Raw genomic sequence first — 16,693 nt, 5'->3', positions numbered from 1 at the left:
TCTGATGGCTTCTGGCTCGACGTCAAACGTGGTAGACGTCGAGAACCTGCCGGATATAGTCGTTCTTCAGCACGATCTTCTTGTATGCGATCAACAAGTCGTCGCCAGCTTTTCGCAACGTCACGAACATCGTGCCGAAGTATTGGTCATTCACCTTGTAGCGGTGGCTCAGCGTGTGAAAGTTGTACCGCACGTCCACTTCGTTTTCGCGCTCGGCCAGCACTTCCACGTTCGTGACGTTGTGACTGGTGCGCGGCTCGGGCGTCGAAGCGCCGCTGCGCTCGGTCTTGATGCGAAACACGCGATCCTCGAGCCCGCCTTTATCGGGGTAATACATCAGCGAGATCTGGCTTTCGTGGTCGTCGGTCAACTGGTCGTCGTCGTCCCATGCGGGCATCCAGTAAGTGACATCGTCCGTATAGCAGGCGAGCCATTCGTCCCACTGGCGGTCGTCCAGGAGTCGCGCTTCACGGTAGAGCGCTGCGCAAATTTTCCGGTAATCGAAGCTCATGCCCGTGCCCCTTGCTGTTCCTTCTTCAGTGCGTCACGCATCACGCGCACCCAGTATTCGTGCTGACACACGAACAATCCCTCGTCTTCGCTGCGCTCGCCCGAAATGAGCGGCTTCAGCCCCATCTTGCTGGCGTTTTCGTCGGGGCCTTCGACCCACAACGGCGCACCGCGCGACAGGTCGTTCCACATTGCCGTGATGCCGGCGTAACCGTTCTGGCACGCACGGAACTCTTCCAGATCGTCGGCGGTCCCCATGCCGGAGACGTTGAAGAAGTCTTCATACTGGCGAATGCGTGTCGCGCGGTCGGCAGCGCTTTCCCCCTTCGGCGCGAAGCAGAAAATGGAGACTTCGGTTTTATCCACGCTGATCGGACGCACGACACGAATCTGCGTGCTGAACTGATCCATCAGGAACACATTCGGATACAGGCAGAGATTGCGCGTCTGATTGACGATGAAGTCCGCCTTCACCTCGCCCACGCGCGCCTTGATTTCGTCTCGCTGACGATAGACCGGCCGCACTTCGGGGTTCATCGTTTTCGTCCACAGCAAGATGTGCCCGTAGTCGAAGCCATAGACGCCGGCCACGGATTTGCTCCAGCTATTCGCGTCCACGGCCTGGGTGCCGTCTTCCTTGCGGCGCCCCATTGTGGCGGCGTAATTCCAGTGAACAGTGCTGACGTGGTAGCCGTCGCAGCCGTTCTCCATCTGCATCTTCCAGTTGCCTTCGTAGATGTACGAGGAGTTGCCGCGCAGCACTTCGAGACCTTCCGGAGCCTGGTCGACAATCTGGTCGATGATCACGCGGGCTTCACCGAGGTAGTCTTCGAGCGGCACGGCATCCGCATTGAGACTGCCGAACAGGAAGCCACGGTAGTTCTGGAAGCGCGCAACCTTCTTCAGATCGTGCGAGCCGTGCGTATTGAATTGCACGGGATATTCGGTGGTCTTTTCGTCCTTGACTTTCAGCAGCTTGCCGGTATTGGAAAAGGTCCAGCCGTGGAACGGGCAGGTGAAGCTGCCCTTGTTGCCGTGCTTGCGCCGGCACAGCATCGCACCCTTGTGCGCACAGGCATTGATGACGGCGTTCAATTCGCCAGTCTTGTCGCGTGTGATGACCACGGGCTGGCGGCCAATCCACGTGGTGTAGTAATCGTTGTTATTGGGAATCTGGCTTTCGTGCGCGAGATACACCCAGTTGTTCTCGAAGATGTGTTTCATCTCCAGTTCGAACAAATCGGCGTTGGTGAAGATATCGCGGCGGCAGCGGAAGATACCGGCCTCTTTGTCATCCTGCACCGCCGTGGCGAGCAGATGATCCAGTTCGTTAGCTTTGTCGATAATGGCGGACATGGTTCCTCTCCGTGGACGCGAACTGGCCCCTGCACAGAACTCGCGCATCGGTATCGAATGATTTTTGCGGGATCCCGCTATGGCAGCAGAACTAGCTGGCCACCGTCATAGCGGGATGTTGCGGGGTATTACGCCGTGACTGAAGCGCGCGGGCGATTGACGATCTGGTTGTCCTTGCCCTGCACCAGCGTGGTCAGTGCGAAGTTGAACTCGATGTCCTTGTACGTGTCAGCCTTCAAGCCCAATGCCGTACCGCCGGTTTTCTCGACGACGTGAGGAATCAACTCCTCACGCGTGGCGTAGGCGAAGTCGTCCCAGATCAGCGGATCGCCTTCGATGTTGAACTGCGTCGTGAGCTTGCGATGACTGTCGCTGGTGACGAAGAAGTGCACGTGCGCGGGACGATTGCCGTGACGGGCAATTTCGTCTAGAAGCTGCTGCGTGGCGCCTTGCGGAGGGCAGCCGTAGCCCACCGGCATCAGCGTGCGGAATTCGTACTTGCCATCGGCACCGGTCTTCACTGCGCCGCGCAGGTTGAAGTCGCTTTGCGCGCCCGTCGGGTCGAAGTGCGAGTAGAAGCCCTTCGAATTCGCGTGCCAGCATTCGACCACGGCGCCAACGACCGGCTTGCCATCCGGACCGGTAACCGTGCCGTGAATGATGAGCGGGCCCGCGTCCGCGTCGGGATTGATGTCGATTTTCGACACGCCATCGCGCAGGGGCGCACCGGCCACATACAGCGGGCCTTCGATGGTGCGTGGCGTGCCGCCTTCGATGCCTGCAGCCTTGTCCGCTGCATCCATGCGGATGTCGAGGTACTTCTCCAGGCCGAGCCCCGCCGCGAGGAGCGCAGCCTCGCCATCCTTGCCGAGCTTGTTCAGATAGTGAATGCCGGCCCAGACTTCATCGGGCGAAATGTCGAGATCGTCGATGGCTTGAAACAAATCGCCCAGCAAACGATTGAGAATCTGCTTGAAGCGGGGATTGCCGTCCGCGCCACCGAGGTTGGTGGCTGCTTTCAGCAGGTTTTGCACTTCCTGGGTGTCGAATACCTTCGCGCTCATGGCTACTGTCTCCACTTCTTTATCTCAGGGAAAATAACTCGGCATTTCTCGCCGCTTCAATCGGACCGGAGTTTTCATGCTCCGAAGGTATAATGAATGGCGTCGAATGCTGTGAGAGAAGCATAGTTGGCAGGCAGTAGGCGCGTCCAACACTGAATTAGTATCAGGACCATATCCGGCAGGTATGAACATGGAGCTGAGACACCTGCGCTACTTCGTGGCCGTCGCCGAAGAGCGCAATTTCACGCGCGCCGCTCAGCGGCTGCATATTGCCCAGCCACCGCTTTCGCGGCAAATCCAGCAGCTCGAGGAAATGCTGGGCGTGCAACTTTTCGAGCGCGACTCGCGCCCGCTCAAGCTCACCGACACCGGCCGCTTCTTTTATCAGCATGCGGTGCAGCTACTCGCGCAGACGGCCGAGCTCGAGTCCATGACGCGGCGCGTGGGCAAGATTGAGCGCAGCCTTTCGGTGGGCTTCGTCGGCTCGACGCTTTACGGCATGCTGCCGAAAATCATCCGGCGCTATCGTCAGGAGAATGCCGCGGTCGAATTGAGCCTCATCGAAATGTCAACAACGGACCAGATCAAGGCGCTCAAGGAAGGCCGCATCGACGTCGGGTTCGGGCGCATTCGTCTGGAGGATCCGAGTATTCGCCGCGTGGTGCTGCGCGAGGAGCGTCTGATCGTTGCGCTGCCGCTCGGGCATCCGCTCGTCGATGCCAAGCCGACGCTTTCGCTGCGCGAGCTCGTCAACGAGACCGTCATCATTTACCCGAAGCACCCGCGCCCCAGTTATGCCGACCAGGTGCTCGCGGCCTTTCACGACCGTGCGCTCGAACCGCAACACCTTTACGAGGCGCGCGAACTGCAGATCGCACTCGGACTCGTGGCGGCGGGCGAAGGCATTTCGATCGTGCCGAGCAGCGTCTACGGCCTCAAGCGCGATGACGTGTCGTACAAGGATCTCGACGATGCCAAGCTCACCTCGCCCATCATCATGAGCACGCGCATGCTCGATGAATCCGAGGATGTGCGCCGCATGCTCGAACTCATCTATGTGCTCTACGCAGAAGAGAAAATGGAGCACCTCGCGCCGCCGGAGCGCTAAACCTGCTCGCCATTCAATGCGCATGCGCCACTGGCACCATACCTGGCAAGTATCGATTCAGACATTTTCGGTGTTGGACACATCGCCCGCACGGCCTGCATACTCGGTCCAACTCACTTGATCAAATCTGCCAGGTATGAACGCAACCATCAGCTCCATTGAAGCGATCCTCGTGGATCTGCCGACCATTCGCGCGCACCAGCTCGCGATGGCCACCATGCAGCAGCAAACGCTCGTGATCGTCCGATTGCGCTGCAGCGACGGCGTCGAAGGCATCGGCGAGGCGACCACGATCGGCGGCCTCTCGTATGGCGACGAAAGCCCCGAAGGCATCAAGCTCACTATCGACACCTATCTTGCACCCGCGCTCAAAGGTGTGGACGCAACCAATATTCACGCGGCCATGGCGCGGCTCGACAAGGTCGCACGCGGCAACCGTTTCGCGAAATGCGCACTGGAAACGGCGCTGCTCGATGCCCAGGGCAAGCGCCTTGGCGTTTCGCTCGCCACGCTGCTCGGCGGCGCGGTGCGCACCGCCCTGCCCACGCTGTGGACGCTTGCGAGCGGCGACACGCAGCGCGACATCGACGAAGCGGAGCGCTGGCTTGGCGAGCGCCGCCACGACACCTTCAAGCTCAAGATCGGCCGGCGCAGCGTGCGCGAAGACGTGGCGCACGTCTCAGCCATCAAGCGCGCGCTGGGCGACCGGGCGCGCGTGACCGTGGACGTCAACCAGGCCTGGAACGAAGCCGATGCGGCAACCGGCATCGCCATGCTCGAAGCCGCCGGCATCGACCTGATCGAGCAGCCGGTGCCCCGCGAGCAGCGCGCGGCGCTGGCGCGGCTTGCGGCGCGCTTCGTCGTACCGATCATGGCCGACGAAACGCTGATGGGCCCGGAAGATGCGCTCGACCTCGTGCGCGGTGCGTGCGCCGATGTGTTCGCGCTGAAGATCATGAAATCGGGCGGAATCTACGGCACGCTGCGCACGGCCGCCGTGGGCGACGCGGGCGGCATGGCGCTCTATGGCGGCACGATGCTCGAAGGCAGTGTGGGCACGCTCGCGGCGGCGCATTGCTTCGCGACGCTGCCAAGGCTCGCGTGGGGCACGGAATTGTTTGGACCACTGCTCGTGAAGGACGATATCGTGGTCGAGCGGCCTGTGTATCGCGACTTCTGTCTGCATCTGCCGGAAGGCCCCGGGCTTGGCATCGCAATCGATGAAGACAAGCTCGCTCACTATCGCCGTAAATAACATTCACGTGTATTTTGGCTTCCTGATTAATTGATTTTGACGAGGACATAACATGCTTTTCATGGTTCGTATGGACGTGCACATTCCCACCGATATGCCCGCTGCACAGGCCGAGGAAATCAAGGCGCGTGAGAAGGCGTACTCGCAGGACCTGCAACGTCAGGGCAAATGGCTGGCGCTGTATCGCATCGTGGGTGAATACGCGAACTACAGCCTGTTCGACGTGGAATCGAACGACGAGCTGCACACGCTGCTTTCCGGGCTGCCGCTGTTCCCGTACATGACGATGAACGTCACGCCGCTCGCGAAGCATCCCTCTTCCATCCGCTGAGCGCTGCCATCACGCAGCCTGAGGTGAACGGCTAAGACACGAGCCGTTGCGCGGAGAAGCGCAGCCCGTCGAACAGCTTCGCTGCCACGCGCTCCGGAAAGCCTTCCGGCAACGTGGCGGCCACCTCGTCGATGACTGTCGGCGTGCGAGCAACGAAACGCTCGACGATCGAAGCAGCGTCGGCGCCGTAGTGACATAGCTGCGCGGTGGCGTCGAAGTGGCTGCGCTTCACGTCGCGCATGCGGTAGTGCCGTCCCTTGCCCCACACCGCCATCGCCAGCGTAGCCTTGTGCCACGACCACTGATTGCCGCCGTCGCCCGCGACGGGCCAGATCGACATGACGTCGTAGAGCGGTGCAAGCTGAAAGCGCCCGCCCGGCAGGAGACGCAGGCTGAAATTCTTCGCATGGCCGTCGGGCGCCGCCAGCATCCAGAAGGCAATCTGCGCGGCGAGGAAAGTTTCGATGTCTTCGCGCGCGGCTTGGGACTGGCGCAAAAGGTCCGCGATCTCGCGCACGCCCGGGCCGCCCTGGGATTCGTACTTGAAATGTGGCGGCACGCCGAGCGCCTGGCAAAAATCCTCCTGCGGCAAGCGCAGCAGCATGCCGCTGCGCGACACCGCGCGGTCGAAGCGCTCGACCGCCAGCACTTTCTGCGCGCCGAACGTGACGATCTGCGCGTTCGACACCGGCAGCCCATAGGCCTTGAGCAAGGCCAGGCACAGCCACTCGTTCTCCACCGAGGTATGAAAATCCACCTTGCGATGGCCGATCAGGCCAAGCGGCAGCTTGAGGATGTGCGTCGTGGGCGTGGCGCCGTGGGGTAAATGCCAGCGGCCCTCGTGATAAAGCAGCGCGGTCTTTTCCTGCGCGCCCGCGAGCGAGATGCGCAATTCTTCGTCCGGGGCGCCCATGCCGCCCGGCAGCGCGCCTGAAGTTTCCAGCAGGAGCCGTTCGACGGCCGCATCGTCGAGCGGCGTGCCCTCGATGCGTTCGATGCGCGCCGGCGTCTCGTCCTCTTCCAGCAGCTGCACGGCGCCCACGCAGTCGCGGCCGACCGCCTTGAGCAGGTCGAACGCGCCGAGTGACCCGGTGCTAAAGCGCGCCGCGATGCGTCGGCGAATTTGCGTGCTATCGGGCAGCAGATTGTCGAAGTAGTTGTACACTCGCGCGCCGCGCAGCGGCCGCTCGCCCAGGCCGAACGGCAGCGAGAGCGAAAGCGGCCGCCCCGCCGCCGATGCCTTCCAGGCGGGGTCATAGCGCAGTTCGGTCTCACCCAAGGGCGGTACTGTCCAGGTGCCGACGCGCTCGCCGTTGGCCCAGATCGAGAGTGTGCGGGAGTGCGATTTGCGCCCCATCTCCTACCACTCCGGCCGGTCTTCTCGCGCCTCGTACAACTCGCCGTGATCGCGCGACTGCACGCACAGTTCGAGTTCGTAGAGCGCAAACAGCGCAAGCATCTGATTAAGCGAGATACTCGCTGTGCCAGTGGTTTCGAGCGCGGACAGGCGCGGCTGCCCGATGCCGAGCGAGGCGGCTGCCTGCGCCTGGGTCATGCCGCACGCCTTTCTGGCCGACTGCAGGATCTCGGCGAGCCCCGTCGGCGTATGGACGATGATCTTCATGGGATATTCCTGAAAAGCATAAAACAAGTATATGCCTGTAGGCGATATTTTGCCAATATCGCTCATAAGCATAAACAAGGAATATCACTATCACCGATACCACTCGATGCAGCACGACACACTGCGTGCACCAGGCGGCGAAACCGGTTTTCGCCCTACACTGCAAGGCATCGGCCGAGCCGCATCAGCCGGCTCCGGCCCCGGATTCATGCCTGCAAGGAGTGCCGTCATGCACACGAAAACCGTGAAGATTCCTGGCCCGGATCATCCCATCACGATCGAGCCTTCTCCATTGCGCGTGGTCGTGAAGGTCGCGGGCAAGACCGTCGCCGATACGCGACGGGCGCTGATGCTGCGCGAAGCGAACTATCCGGCCGTGTTCTACGTGCCGCGCGAAGATGCCGACATGTCGCTGCTCGCGCGCACGGACCATGCCACGTATTGCCCCTACAAAGGCAACTGCAACTACTACTCGATCGAGCCGGGCGGTGAACGCTCGATCAACGCGGTGTGGACCTACGAGTCGCCGCACGACGCCGTCGCACCCATCAAGGACCACCTGGCCTTCTACCACGACCGGGTGGACTCCATGGAAGAACTGGACATCTGAACCAAACGGCGCCCGAGGAGATTCTCGAGGCGCCGCCCGCCCGCGCTCAACGTGCCTTTTGCACAGGGGGCACCCCCGCCAGCAACGCGACGCCGCTTGCCACCAGCAGCGCGGTAAGCATAAAGAGCGCATTGTCCATGCTGCCCGTATGCACCTTGATGAGCCCGATCGCCCACGGACTCACGATTCCGCTCGTAATGCCGATGCTGCTGATGAGCGCGATGCCAGCAGCCGCTGTCTTGCCCGTCAGGTAAGCAGGCGGCACGGCCCAGAAAATCGGCAGCGCGGCGAAGATCAGCACGGCAGCCAGCGACAGAATCGCCATCATCGCGGCAAAGCTCGCCAGGTGCAGCGTGAGCAGCGAAAGCGCCACGCCCCCGCCGATGGTGCAGGCCGCGAAATGCCAGCGGCGCTCGCCGCGTCGATCGGATCGGCGCGCGATCAGCATGAGGCCCACCGCGCCTATCGCGTTCGGGATCACGGTGTAGAGGCTGATCGCCAGCACGTCATGCACGCCGAAGTCGCGAATCATCAGCGGCATCCAGAAGTTGAGCGTGAGTGATGCGCAGGTCAGCGAAAAATAGATGAACGCAAATAGATAGACACGCGGATTGCGCAGCGCCGCGCCGAACGAATGTGACGACGCCTTTGCGTGCTTGCTCGCGCGCGCGTCCAGCGTCGCTCCGTCGCGCTGCGCGAGCAGATGAGCTTTTTCCGAATCGCTGAGCCAGCGTGCCTGCTCCGGACCGTCGACGAGCCAGAACGCCGCCATGAGGCCCAGCAGCACAGCGGGCAGGCCCTCGATCGCGAACATCCAGCGCCAGCCCTCCAGACCCATGACGCCACCCATGTCGCGCATGATCCATCCGGAGACGAGCCCGCCCAGCACGCCCGCCACCGCGACACCGGCAAAAAAGATCGAAAGCACCGCAGCACGGCGGCGCGGCGGAAACCAATAAGTCAGGTACAGCACGATGCCGGGGAAGAAACCCGCCTCGAACACGCCAAGCAGGAAACGCAGCGCGTAAAAGTGCGTGGGCGTATGCACGAACATCATGCAGGTCGAAGCGATGCCCCACAGCAGCATGATGCGCATGAACGTGCGGCGCGCGCCAAAGCGTGCGAGCAGCAAATTGCTCGGCACCTCACACAGCACGTACCCCACGTAGAAAATGGCCGCGCCGAGTCCGTACATCGCGTCGCTGAAGCCGAGGTCGTGCTTCATCTGCAACTGCGCGAAGCCGATGTTGATCCGATCGAGAAACGATACGACGTAGCAGACGAATAAAAACGGAATGACGTGCCACGCGACTTTGCGGTACAGCAGGTCGTCGCTGGTCGGGGAAGCGGCGGCGGACGGCGCGAGCGTGGGGTCGGATGCGCGGTCCGTGATGATCGATTGCGGCATGTGCCTGTCTCCAGATTTTTGGGAAATCCGCGCCACGCGGATCTCCGTTGAGTGGCGTCTGACGCGCCTTCGGAATGACTCGATGAAATCTCCACTAACGGCCGCCCGGATTCTGGTACGGATGATTGCTGCGCCGCCGTGCCTCTTGCGACTACCGTTGGCGCATCATAGGAGCGACGTAATTTATTTGTCAATGGCTAATCAATTAGTCAAACGTAAACGATTAAAGTGAACCACCGGCCTCCAGGGCAACAATGGCTTTCAGGCAGGCCTCTTCTCGAACTCCGTCACGCGCACGCGTCTATGCTTCGTTCTGTTGTTCGCAACGGCAAGCTCGCCAACACCCGCGACGCCGCGCTGCGGCGCGTACCAGGAGATCGTCATGAAAGCCATCCAGCTGATCGCGCCCGCCGGGCTCGACAATCTCAAGCTCGTGGATCTCGCCCCGCCAGGCGAGCCGCAGGCTGGTGAAATTCGCGTGCGTCTGCACGCCAGTTCGCTGAACTACCATGACCTGGGCGTGGTGCTCGGGAAAATGGGCGCCGCCGACGGGCGCGTTCCCATGTCCGACGGCGCGGGCGTGGTCGAAGCCGTGGGTCCTGGCGCAAGCGAATTCGCCGTGGGAGACCACGTGGTGTCCACGTTCTTCCCGCCATGGCTCGACGGCGAGCCCACGCTTGCCGACTTCTCCGCCACACCAGGTGACGGCGTCGATGGCTACGCGCGCGAAGCCGTGGTCGCACCCGCCACGGCCTTCACGCACAGCCCGCGCGGCTACAGTCACGCCCAAGCGGCCACGCTCACCACGGCGGGGCTGACCGCATGGCGTGCGCTGGTTGTGAACGGCGCGCTCAAGGCCGGCGACACGGTGCTGGTGCTGGGCACGGGCGGCGTGTCGGTGTTCGCACTGCAATTCGCCAAGGCGATGGGCGCGACCGTGATCGCCACCTCGTCATCCGACGAGAAGCTCGAGCGCGCGCGGAAACTCGGTGCGGACCACACCATCAACTATCGCAGCGAGCCGCAATGGGCGGGCAAAGTGCTGGAATTCACGAATGGACGCGGCGTCGATCACGTGGTCGAGGTCGGTGGACCCGGAACGCTCGAACAGTCGATCCTGGCTACACGCGTTGGCGGGCATATTGCGCTGATCGGCGTGCTGACCGGTATCGCGGGCCCGGTGCCCACCGGCACAATGATGCGCCGCCAGCAGCGCCTGGAAGGGTTGATCGTCGGGAACCGGCAGCATCAGATCGAGCTCGTGCGCGCCATCGACGCCACCGGCATCAAGCCCGTGATCGACCGCTCGTTCCCGCTGGAGGCGATTGCCGATGCGTTCCGTCTGCAGCAGGCAGGTGGGCACTTCGGGAAGATTGTTCTGGAGTACTGATGCGTCAGTGGATGATTTACCCGGACTGGGAAGCGCGCCGTTTTGCGCCTGGGGCGCGCGGCCGCTTGCTTTGCGCACCGTGGGCGAATTGCTCGCGATACGCGGCGGGACTCGTAAGCGCGATGCGCCGGAAATGCCGTCGCAGCGACTCCTCGGAGCCGAAGCCCGCCAGATCCGCCACACGGTCCATGGGCAAGTTTGGCCGCGATTCGAGCAGATCGCGCGCGAGGCTCACACGTTCCCGCACCACCCAGGCGTAAGGCCCCATCCCCGTCGCATCGAGAAACTGCCGCTGCAGCGTGCGCTCGCTCATCGCAGCGCGCGTCGCGAGCGAAGCCACGCTGTGGTCGAGGCGAGGATTGGCGCGAACCCAATCCATCAGCTTGGCAAGCGGACTGGCTTCGTCGTGCGGCATCGGACGCGGCACGTATTGCGCCTGGCCGCCCTCGCGATGCGGCGGCACGACCAGCCGTTGCGCCACGCGATTGGCCACAGCTGCGCCGTGATCGCGGCGCACGAGGTGCAGCAGCATGTCAATGCCCGCCGCCGACCCCGCCGAGGTCAACACCTGCCCTTCTTCGATATAAAGCGCATCCGGTTCGACATGCAGTTGCGGATAGCACTGCTGCAACCGTTCGGCATAACGCCAATGCGTAGTCACGCGCTTGCCGTCGAGCACGCCAGCCGCAGCCAGCACGAACACACCCGAGCAGATCGAGCACAGCCGCGCCCCGCGTGCATGCGCCGCGCGCAGCTTCCTCAGCAGCGCTTCGGGCGGACGCTCCCCGGCATCGCGCCAGCCAGGTATCACGACCGTCTGCGCGCGATCGAGCATCGCAAGCGTATAGGGTGCGGACACGGTAATGCCGCCTGCCGCGCGCAGCGGCCCACGCTCGACAGCACACACGGCGAAGCGATACCAGGCGACGTCGAGCTCGGGCCGCTCGAGTGCGAAGAACTCCGTCACGCAACCGAATTCGAAAGTGCAAAGACGGTCGTAGGCGAGCGCAACGACGAGATGAGAAGTGGAATCGGACATGGCGCGATGTTACCGGAAATTGTCGATCGCGCCACTGTCGACATCACCGTGCGAGGCGAGAGAATAAAGCCATCGAAACCACAACAAGCAACCGGCATGTCACCTGTATCCGAACTCCCCGCTGCACCGAGCGCCGAGGCGCTCGCGCATTTCAGCGCCTCACTCGCCTTCGAAACCGATTGCGCCGACGTGTATGCGTCGCTGTCCGGCAGTCCGTCCTCGGCGGACTTCGTCCTGCTCGACGTACGCAGCCCCGCGCTTTTTGCGCGCGGCCACGTGCCGGGCGCGGTGAATCTGCCGCACGGCAAGATCGTCGCCTCGAAGCTCGAAGGCTACCTGCTGAACACGCTCTTCGTGACCTATTGTGCGGGCCCGCATTGCAACGGCGCAACACGCGGCGCGATCCGGCTCGCTCGACTCGGGCGGCCCGTCAAGATCATGATCGGCGGCATCACGGGGTGGCTGAACGAAGGGTTCGAGCTGGCTGCAGGCGAAGCGGAGTTTTAGCGTCGCGCGCCACTCGAGCACGGCATCTCGACGAACCCGGTGTCCGCTACACGGGTTCGTCCAACCATCCTTTGCCCCATCACTCGGCCGATGATCACCTGCTCCCTGTGCTACGTCATCGCTCGCTACCGCCTGGCCGGACGCAATCGCAAAGCGACCCTGCCTGCCGGGCCGCCTTTCAATACGCAAACGATACACGTTGCATAGTCAGCCACGAACGCAGTTTCATGCACCCGGTATTCGGGTAGGATGCGAGTTATCCGCCGCGCCGCCCGCGCTCGCGCCATCCCTCTCTCAACGCACGAAACATGCAACAAGGCACACAGGCAACCGCCGCCAGCTTTGCCAACATGGGCGTCGACCTGCTCGACTTCTTCGACGTCACCCCCACCTCGCTTTGGCTCGAAGACTATAGCCAGTTGCGCGCCCTGTTCGACCGGTGGCGCGAAGCGGGCGTCACGAATCTGCGCGCGTGGCTCGAAGAAGACCCGCGCCGCGTAGCCGAATGCTCGGCCTGCATCCGCGTGCTGAAGGTCAACCGGCATACGCTTGCGCTTTACGGCGCGCGCAGCCATGAGGAGCTCACCGCGCGTCTTGCCGACGTGCTGCGCGACGACATGTTCCAGGCGCACGTGGGCGAACTCGAGCAAATGTGGCAAGGCCGCACGACGTTCCGGAGCAAGAGCGTGAACTACACGCTCGGTGGCCGGCGCATGGACATCCTGCTGCGCGGCGTGATTTTGCCCGGTCACGAAGGCGACTGGAGCCGCGTGCTCGTCTCGATCGAAGACGTCTCCGCACTGGAGGATGCACGCCATCGCGCCGCCATGAGCGAGCAATACGCGCACGGGATCTTCGAGCATGCGCCAGTATCGCTATGGGTCGAGAATTTCACGGCGATTCGCCAACTGCTGGACGAAGTGCGCATGCAAGGCATCGTCGATTTCAGAACATTTACCGACGTGCACCCTGAATTCGTCGAGCGCTGCATGAACGAGATCCAGGTGATCGACGTCAATCACTACACACTCGGCATGTATCGCGCACCCGACAAGGACACGCTGCTCTCGCGCCTGCCCGAAGTGTTCCGTGACGACATGCGCCCGTATTTTCGCGAGCAGCTTCTCGATCTATGGGAAGGCCGTCTCTTTCAGCAGCGCGAGGTCGTCAATTACGCACTTGATGGCAGCGCGCTCAACGTGCATCTGCAATTCTCGGTGTTTCCCGGTCACGAAGAGTCGTGGGATCTCGTACTGCTCGCGCTCACCGACATTACCGCACGCAAGAAGGCCGAAGCCTACCTCGAATTCCTCGGCAAGCACGACGTGCTCACGAAACTGAAGAACCGCTCGTACTACGTGGATGAAATGAACCGCCTGCAGCGCAAGGGGCCGTTCCCGGTGAGCGCGATCGTCGTGGACATGGACAACCTGAAGGCCGTCAACGACCAGTTGGGCCACGCCGCCGGCGACGCGTTGCTACGCCGCGCAGGCGAGGTGCTGACAAAAGCGATTCAAAAGCCTTACCACGCCGCACGCATCGGCGGCGATGAATTCGTGGTGCTGATGCCCGGCAGCGGTCCGCGCGACGCCGAAGTCGTTGCGCAAAGCATCACCAAGCTGGTGGAATTGAACAACCAGTTCTACGGCGGACCGCGATTGAGTTTTTCGCTGGGCTGGCAAAGCTGCGAGGAAGGCGAAAGCGTGGAAGCGATGTTGCGTGCCGCGGACGCAGCCATGTATGAGGCCAAACGGCGGCGCAACGAATTGCAGCGCACTGGGGCGAATGATGCAGGCGATGCGGGTGATGCGGACCGGGACAGCCCGGCAGCCAACGACGGTCACTGTAATGAACTGAAATAACCAGACGGACACCTGGCGATTCGGCGCAGCAAAAAGAATACCGGGAGCGAGGCGTCATGCGCCCTGCTCCCGGTTTATGATGCGCTTCGCCACCGCAACCTCACGCGGCGGCAGCCCGCATCACGACGCGTTGACGGCGTCCTTGAATGCCTTGCCAGCCGTGAACTTCACCGTCTTTGCCGCAGCGATCTGGATTTCCGCACCCGTTGCCGGGTTGCGGCCCACGCGGGCAGCACGCTGGCCGGTCGAGAACGAACCGAAGCCGACGAGTTGCACGGAATCGCCCGACGTGACCGCCTTGGTGACCACTTCGAGGATCGCGTCGATTGCGGCTCCGGTGGCTGCCTTGGTCTCGCCCGTGCTTGCGGCGACTGCGTCAATGAGTTCCTGTTTGTTCATCTGCTACCTGTGTTGAGTTGAGAAAACCTGCATACCCTACCTCACACGGGCCAAACAGGCAAATTACGTTGCATATCGAAACGCAAAGCACACGGGGCTTACGGGCTGGGCGACTGCCGGGAATGATTCCTGCAGGCGATTTTCTCGCCGATTTTGTCACTATTTCGCGTTATTTTACAAAAACCAGCGATATTCTCGCGCCCCGATCGAATTCATAAAATCGAGGTGGTCCTGACGTTTATTTTCACAATAAACCATGGTGAAATCGTCGCCGAGCCCCTCCCGCACGCCGGCATGCCCGCGCATGGCGGCCACCGCCGAAAGCATGTCGCACGGAAAATCGACACCGCTCGTGCGGTCCCGATTGAGCGACGCGATCGGCTCGCGGCCCGCTTCCAGGCCATATTCGATGCCCGCGAGAATGGCCGCGAGCACGAGATACGGATTGGCATCCGCGCCCGCGAGCCGGTGCTCGATGCGCAGATTCGCCTCATCGGATTCGGGAATGCGGATGCAGGCATCGCGATCCTCGAAACCCCAACTCGCCCGGCTTGCCGCGTTGACCATCGCGCCATAGCGCCGGAATGCATTGTGATTGGACGCAAAAACCGGCATGCAATGCGGAAGCAGCGCGAGGCAGCCCGCCACGGCATGCCGCAACGCGCGCTGCTCTCGCGCGGCGAGCACGTTGCGGCCCGCCTCGTCGTAAAGGCTCACGTGCACGTGCATACCGCTGCCGGGCGCATCGAGAAATGGCTTCGACATGAAGCTCGCCCGATAGCCGTGCCGCAGCGCCACTGCGCGCGTGCTCCGGCAAAAGAGCGCTGACCAGTCCGCCGCGCGCAATGCATCGTCGCAATGGCCAAAGTTGATTTCGAATTGCCCCGGCCCGAGCTCGGCGGTGATGACCGTTGCGTCCACACCCTGCTCGCGCGCGGTCTCGACCATCTCGTGCAGCACGGGCGCGAAACGCGAAAGGCGCTCGATATGCATGTTCGGCTGATTGTCTTCGTCATCGCACAGTGGATCGCGCGCATGACGGGGCAGCCCTTCGCTCAGCTTCGCATCGAACAGATAGAACTCCAACTCGAACGCGACCACGGGTTTCAGGCCGCGCTTCGCAAAACGGTCGAGCACGCGGGCGAGCACCTGGCGCGGTTCGAAGCCGATGGGCGTCGCGGTGCCGTCCGAGGTAATGAGCATTTGCGCGAGCGGCTGCTGCTCCCAACGAACCCGCTTGAGCGTGCCCGGCACCAGGCGGCGCGGCACATCGGGATCGCCGTCGTGGAAGCAGTATTCGCCGATCGGATACACCCCGCCTTGCGCACCGAGCAAGATGCAGTTTTGCGGCAGCTTGAGCAGTGCGCCGGCGGCCACTTTCTCGAGCATGGCGATGGGGTAACGCTTGCCGTAGAAATGCCCGGGGATGTCGAGGCAGATCAGGTCGACGTATTGCACGTCGGAATGGGCCGCACGAAAGGCGCGTACTTCGCTCACGAGGTCAGTTGCGGTGGTGCTCACGTCGAGTTCCTCTTTAGCGGGAAATGGCGGACCTGCCATTTAATCCGGACTCCAAATCATGATGAACACGCGCGCGCCGGCAAAGCGCGTGTCTCTCGTAGCGACGTATCAGGCAGGCGTCGAGGCAGTCATCGAATCGGGTCTCAGGTGAACACCCAAAGCACGCGCGCGTCCTTGTCCGAGCGATTCGCGTAACTGAAGCGGCAGCGCGCCGGCAGTTGGAAGCTGTCACCGGCTTTGAGCGTGACCGCTTCATCCTCGCCATCGAGCCAGATGGTGAGCTCACCTTCGAGCACGAAACCGCCCTGCTCGTCGCTGTCGTCCACCGGGCGTTCGCCGCTCGTGGCGCCCGGCTCCAGCAGGCTCTCCAGCATCGAAAAGCCCGACGACATGCTCGGCGAAACCAGCACATCGGTGATGCCGCCACCGTAGTAAAGCGTGCGCCGCTCGCCGGGCCGCGTGACCCACGGTAGCGCGCGCGGCTTGCTCACGCTGTAGAAGTACGTGGTCGGCGTTTGCAGCGCCTCGCCGATGGCGGTGAGATCGGCGACCGTGGGCCGCGACATGCCGCGCTCGACCTGCGAGAGAAAACCCACCGAGCGGCCGATCCGTTGCGCGAGATCGGCCAGCGTCACCTTCTTGTGCTTGCGCAGATCGCGAATGAGGATCGCGAGGCCCTCGATCTCTTCTTCCTTGTCCATGCCGAATA

Annotated in this window: 18 protein-coding genes; 7 read left to right on the top strand and 11 right to left on the bottom strand. The window is 62.5% G+C overall.

The genetic code is table 11. The features are described 5' to 3' along the window. Positions 1–22: 22 nt before the first annotated feature. The 3 genes from benB to catA all read right to left on the bottom strand — a co-directional run bounded on the left by benB (position 23) and on the right by catA (position 2,930). Positions 23–511, bottom strand: a complete 489-nt coding sequence (benB, locus tag P5W98_RS32905; RefSeq protein ID WP_421028596.1) for a benzoate 1,2-dioxygenase small subunit — start codon at positions 509–511, stop codon at positions 23–25. Continuing rightward, positions 508–1,866: a Rieske 2Fe-2S domain-containing protein gene (locus P5W98_RS32900; protein ID WP_421028595.1), complete on the bottom strand. Its 1,359-nt coding sequence runs from the start codon at positions 1,864–1,866 to the stop codon at positions 508–510. Before P5W98_RS32900 ends, benB begins: the two co-directional genes overlap by 4 nt. Before the next feature lie 128 nt (positions 1,867–1,994). Next, entirely contained in the window at positions 1,995–2,930 is a 936-nt protein-coding gene (gene catA, locus P5W98_RS32895; RefSeq protein ID WP_421028594.1) for a catechol 1,2-dioxygenase, read from the bottom strand. Positions 2,931–3,120: 190 nt separating this feature from the next. Between catA and P5W98_RS32890 the strand changes: the two genes are divergently transcribed. The 3 genes from P5W98_RS32890 (at position 3,121) to catC (ending at position 5,624) form a co-directional block, all read left to right on the top strand. Further along, a complete protein-coding gene (locus P5W98_RS32890; protein ID WP_421028593.1) occupies positions 3,121–4,038 on the top strand; it encodes a LysR family transcriptional regulator in 918 nt (305 codons plus the stop codon). A gap of 136 nt (positions 4,039–4,174) precedes the next feature. Beyond that, positions 4,175–5,293: a muconate/chloromuconate family cycloisomerase gene (locus tag P5W98_RS32885; protein WP_421028592.1), complete on the top strand. Its 1,119-nt coding sequence runs from the start codon at positions 4,175–4,177 to the stop codon at positions 5,291–5,293. Between the two features lie 52 nt (positions 5,294–5,345). Then, positions 5,346–5,624 carry a muconolactone Delta-isomerase gene (gene catC / locus P5W98_RS32880; RefSeq protein WP_421028591.1) on the top strand — a complete coding sequence of 93 codons (279 nt, stop codon included), beginning with the start codon at positions 5,346–5,348 and terminating at the stop codon, positions 5,622–5,624. 31 nt (positions 5,625–5,655) lie between these two features. Here the strand turns inward: catC and P5W98_RS32875 are convergent, their stop codons facing one another. Both P5W98_RS32875 and P5W98_RS32870 read right to left on the bottom strand, forming a co-directional pair. Beyond that, positions 5,656–6,981, bottom strand: a complete 1,326-nt coding sequence (locus tag P5W98_RS32875; protein ID WP_421028590.1) for a type II toxin-antitoxin system HipA family toxin — start codon at positions 6,979–6,981, stop codon at positions 5,656–5,658. A 3-nt stretch (positions 6,982–6,984) separates the two neighbouring features. Next, positions 6,985–7,248 carry a helix-turn-helix domain-containing protein gene (locus tag P5W98_RS32870; protein ID WP_421028589.1) on the bottom strand — a complete coding sequence of 88 codons (264 nt, stop codon included), beginning with the start codon at positions 7,246–7,248 and terminating at the stop codon, positions 6,985–6,987. 229 nt (positions 7,249–7,477) lie between these two features. Between P5W98_RS32870 and P5W98_RS32865 the strand changes: the two genes are divergently transcribed. Then, positions 7,478–7,858, top strand: coding sequence for a DUF427 domain-containing protein (locus P5W98_RS32865; RefSeq protein WP_421028588.1), 381 nt, complete (start codon positions 7,478–7,480; stop codon positions 7,856–7,858). Positions 7,859–7,904: 46 nt separating this feature from the next. Here the strand turns inward: P5W98_RS32865 and P5W98_RS32860 are convergent, their stop codons facing one another. Beyond that, the gene (locus P5W98_RS32860) at positions 7,905–9,266 is read right to left on the bottom strand and encodes an MFS transporter (RefSeq protein ID WP_421028587.1); all 1,362 of its coding nucleotides are present in this window, start codon (positions 9,264–9,266) and stop codon (positions 7,905–7,907) included. 261 nt (positions 9,267–9,527) lie between these two features. Beyond that, positions 9,528–9,650, bottom strand: a complete 123-nt coding sequence (locus P5W98_RS32855; RefSeq protein ID WP_421028586.1) for a hypothetical protein — start codon at positions 9,648–9,650, stop codon at positions 9,528–9,530. Between P5W98_RS32855 and P5W98_RS32850 the strand changes: the two genes are divergently transcribed. Beyond that, on the top strand, positions 9,649–10,656 hold the full coding sequence (locus P5W98_RS32850) for a zinc-dependent alcohol dehydrogenase family protein (protein ID WP_421028585.1): 1,008 nt from the start codon (positions 9,649–9,651) through the stop codon (positions 10,654–10,656). The genes P5W98_RS32855 and P5W98_RS32850 overlap by 2 nt on opposite strands. A gap of 16 nt (positions 10,657–10,672) precedes the next feature. On the opposite strand, the gene ftrA is transcribed toward P5W98_RS32850, so the two are convergent. Next, on the bottom strand, positions 10,673–11,695 hold the full coding sequence (gene ftrA / locus P5W98_RS32845; protein WP_421028584.1) for a transcriptional regulator FtrA: 1,023 nt from the start codon (positions 11,693–11,695) through the stop codon (positions 10,673–10,675). A 96-nt stretch (positions 11,696–11,791) separates the two neighbouring features. Between ftrA and P5W98_RS32840 the strand changes: the two genes are divergently transcribed. After that, positions 11,792–12,202 carry a rhodanese-like domain-containing protein gene (locus tag P5W98_RS32840; RefSeq protein ID WP_421028583.1) on the top strand — a complete coding sequence of 137 codons (411 nt, stop codon included), beginning with the start codon at positions 11,792–11,794 and terminating at the stop codon, positions 12,200–12,202. A 308-nt stretch (positions 12,203–12,510) separates the two neighbouring features. Then, entirely contained in the window at positions 12,511–14,064 is a 1,554-nt protein-coding gene (locus P5W98_RS32835) for a sensor domain-containing diguanylate cyclase (protein WP_421028582.1), read from the top strand. Between the two features lie 120 nt (positions 14,065–14,184). Here the strand turns inward: P5W98_RS32835 and P5W98_RS32830 are convergent, their stop codons facing one another. The 3 genes from P5W98_RS32830 to P5W98_RS32820 form a co-directional block, all read right to left on the bottom strand. Next, positions 14,185–14,463, bottom strand: a complete 279-nt coding sequence (locus P5W98_RS32830; RefSeq protein WP_027818693.1) for an HU family DNA-binding protein — start codon at positions 14,461–14,463, stop codon at positions 14,185–14,187. Between the two features lie 174 nt (positions 14,464–14,637). Continuing rightward, on the bottom strand, positions 14,638–15,984 hold the full coding sequence (locus P5W98_RS32825) for a glutamine synthetase family protein (RefSeq protein WP_421028581.1): 1,347 nt from the start codon (positions 15,982–15,984) through the stop codon (positions 14,638–14,640). 143 nt (positions 15,985–16,127) lie between these two features. Next, positions 16,128–16,685 carry a helix-turn-helix domain-containing protein gene (locus P5W98_RS32820; protein ID WP_421028580.1) on the bottom strand — a complete coding sequence of 186 codons (558 nt, stop codon included), beginning with the start codon at positions 16,683–16,685 and terminating at the stop codon, positions 16,128–16,130. Positions 16,686–16,693: the final 8 nt, after the last annotated feature.

This window comes from Paraburkholderia sp. A1BS-2L (genome assembly GCF_051125205.1).
Lineage (GTDB): Bacteria > Pseudomonadota > Gammaproteobacteria > Burkholderiales > Burkholderiaceae > Paraburkholderia.
Note: the sequence above shows the minus strand (reverse complement) of the source record. Positions and strands in the feature narration are given on the sequence as shown.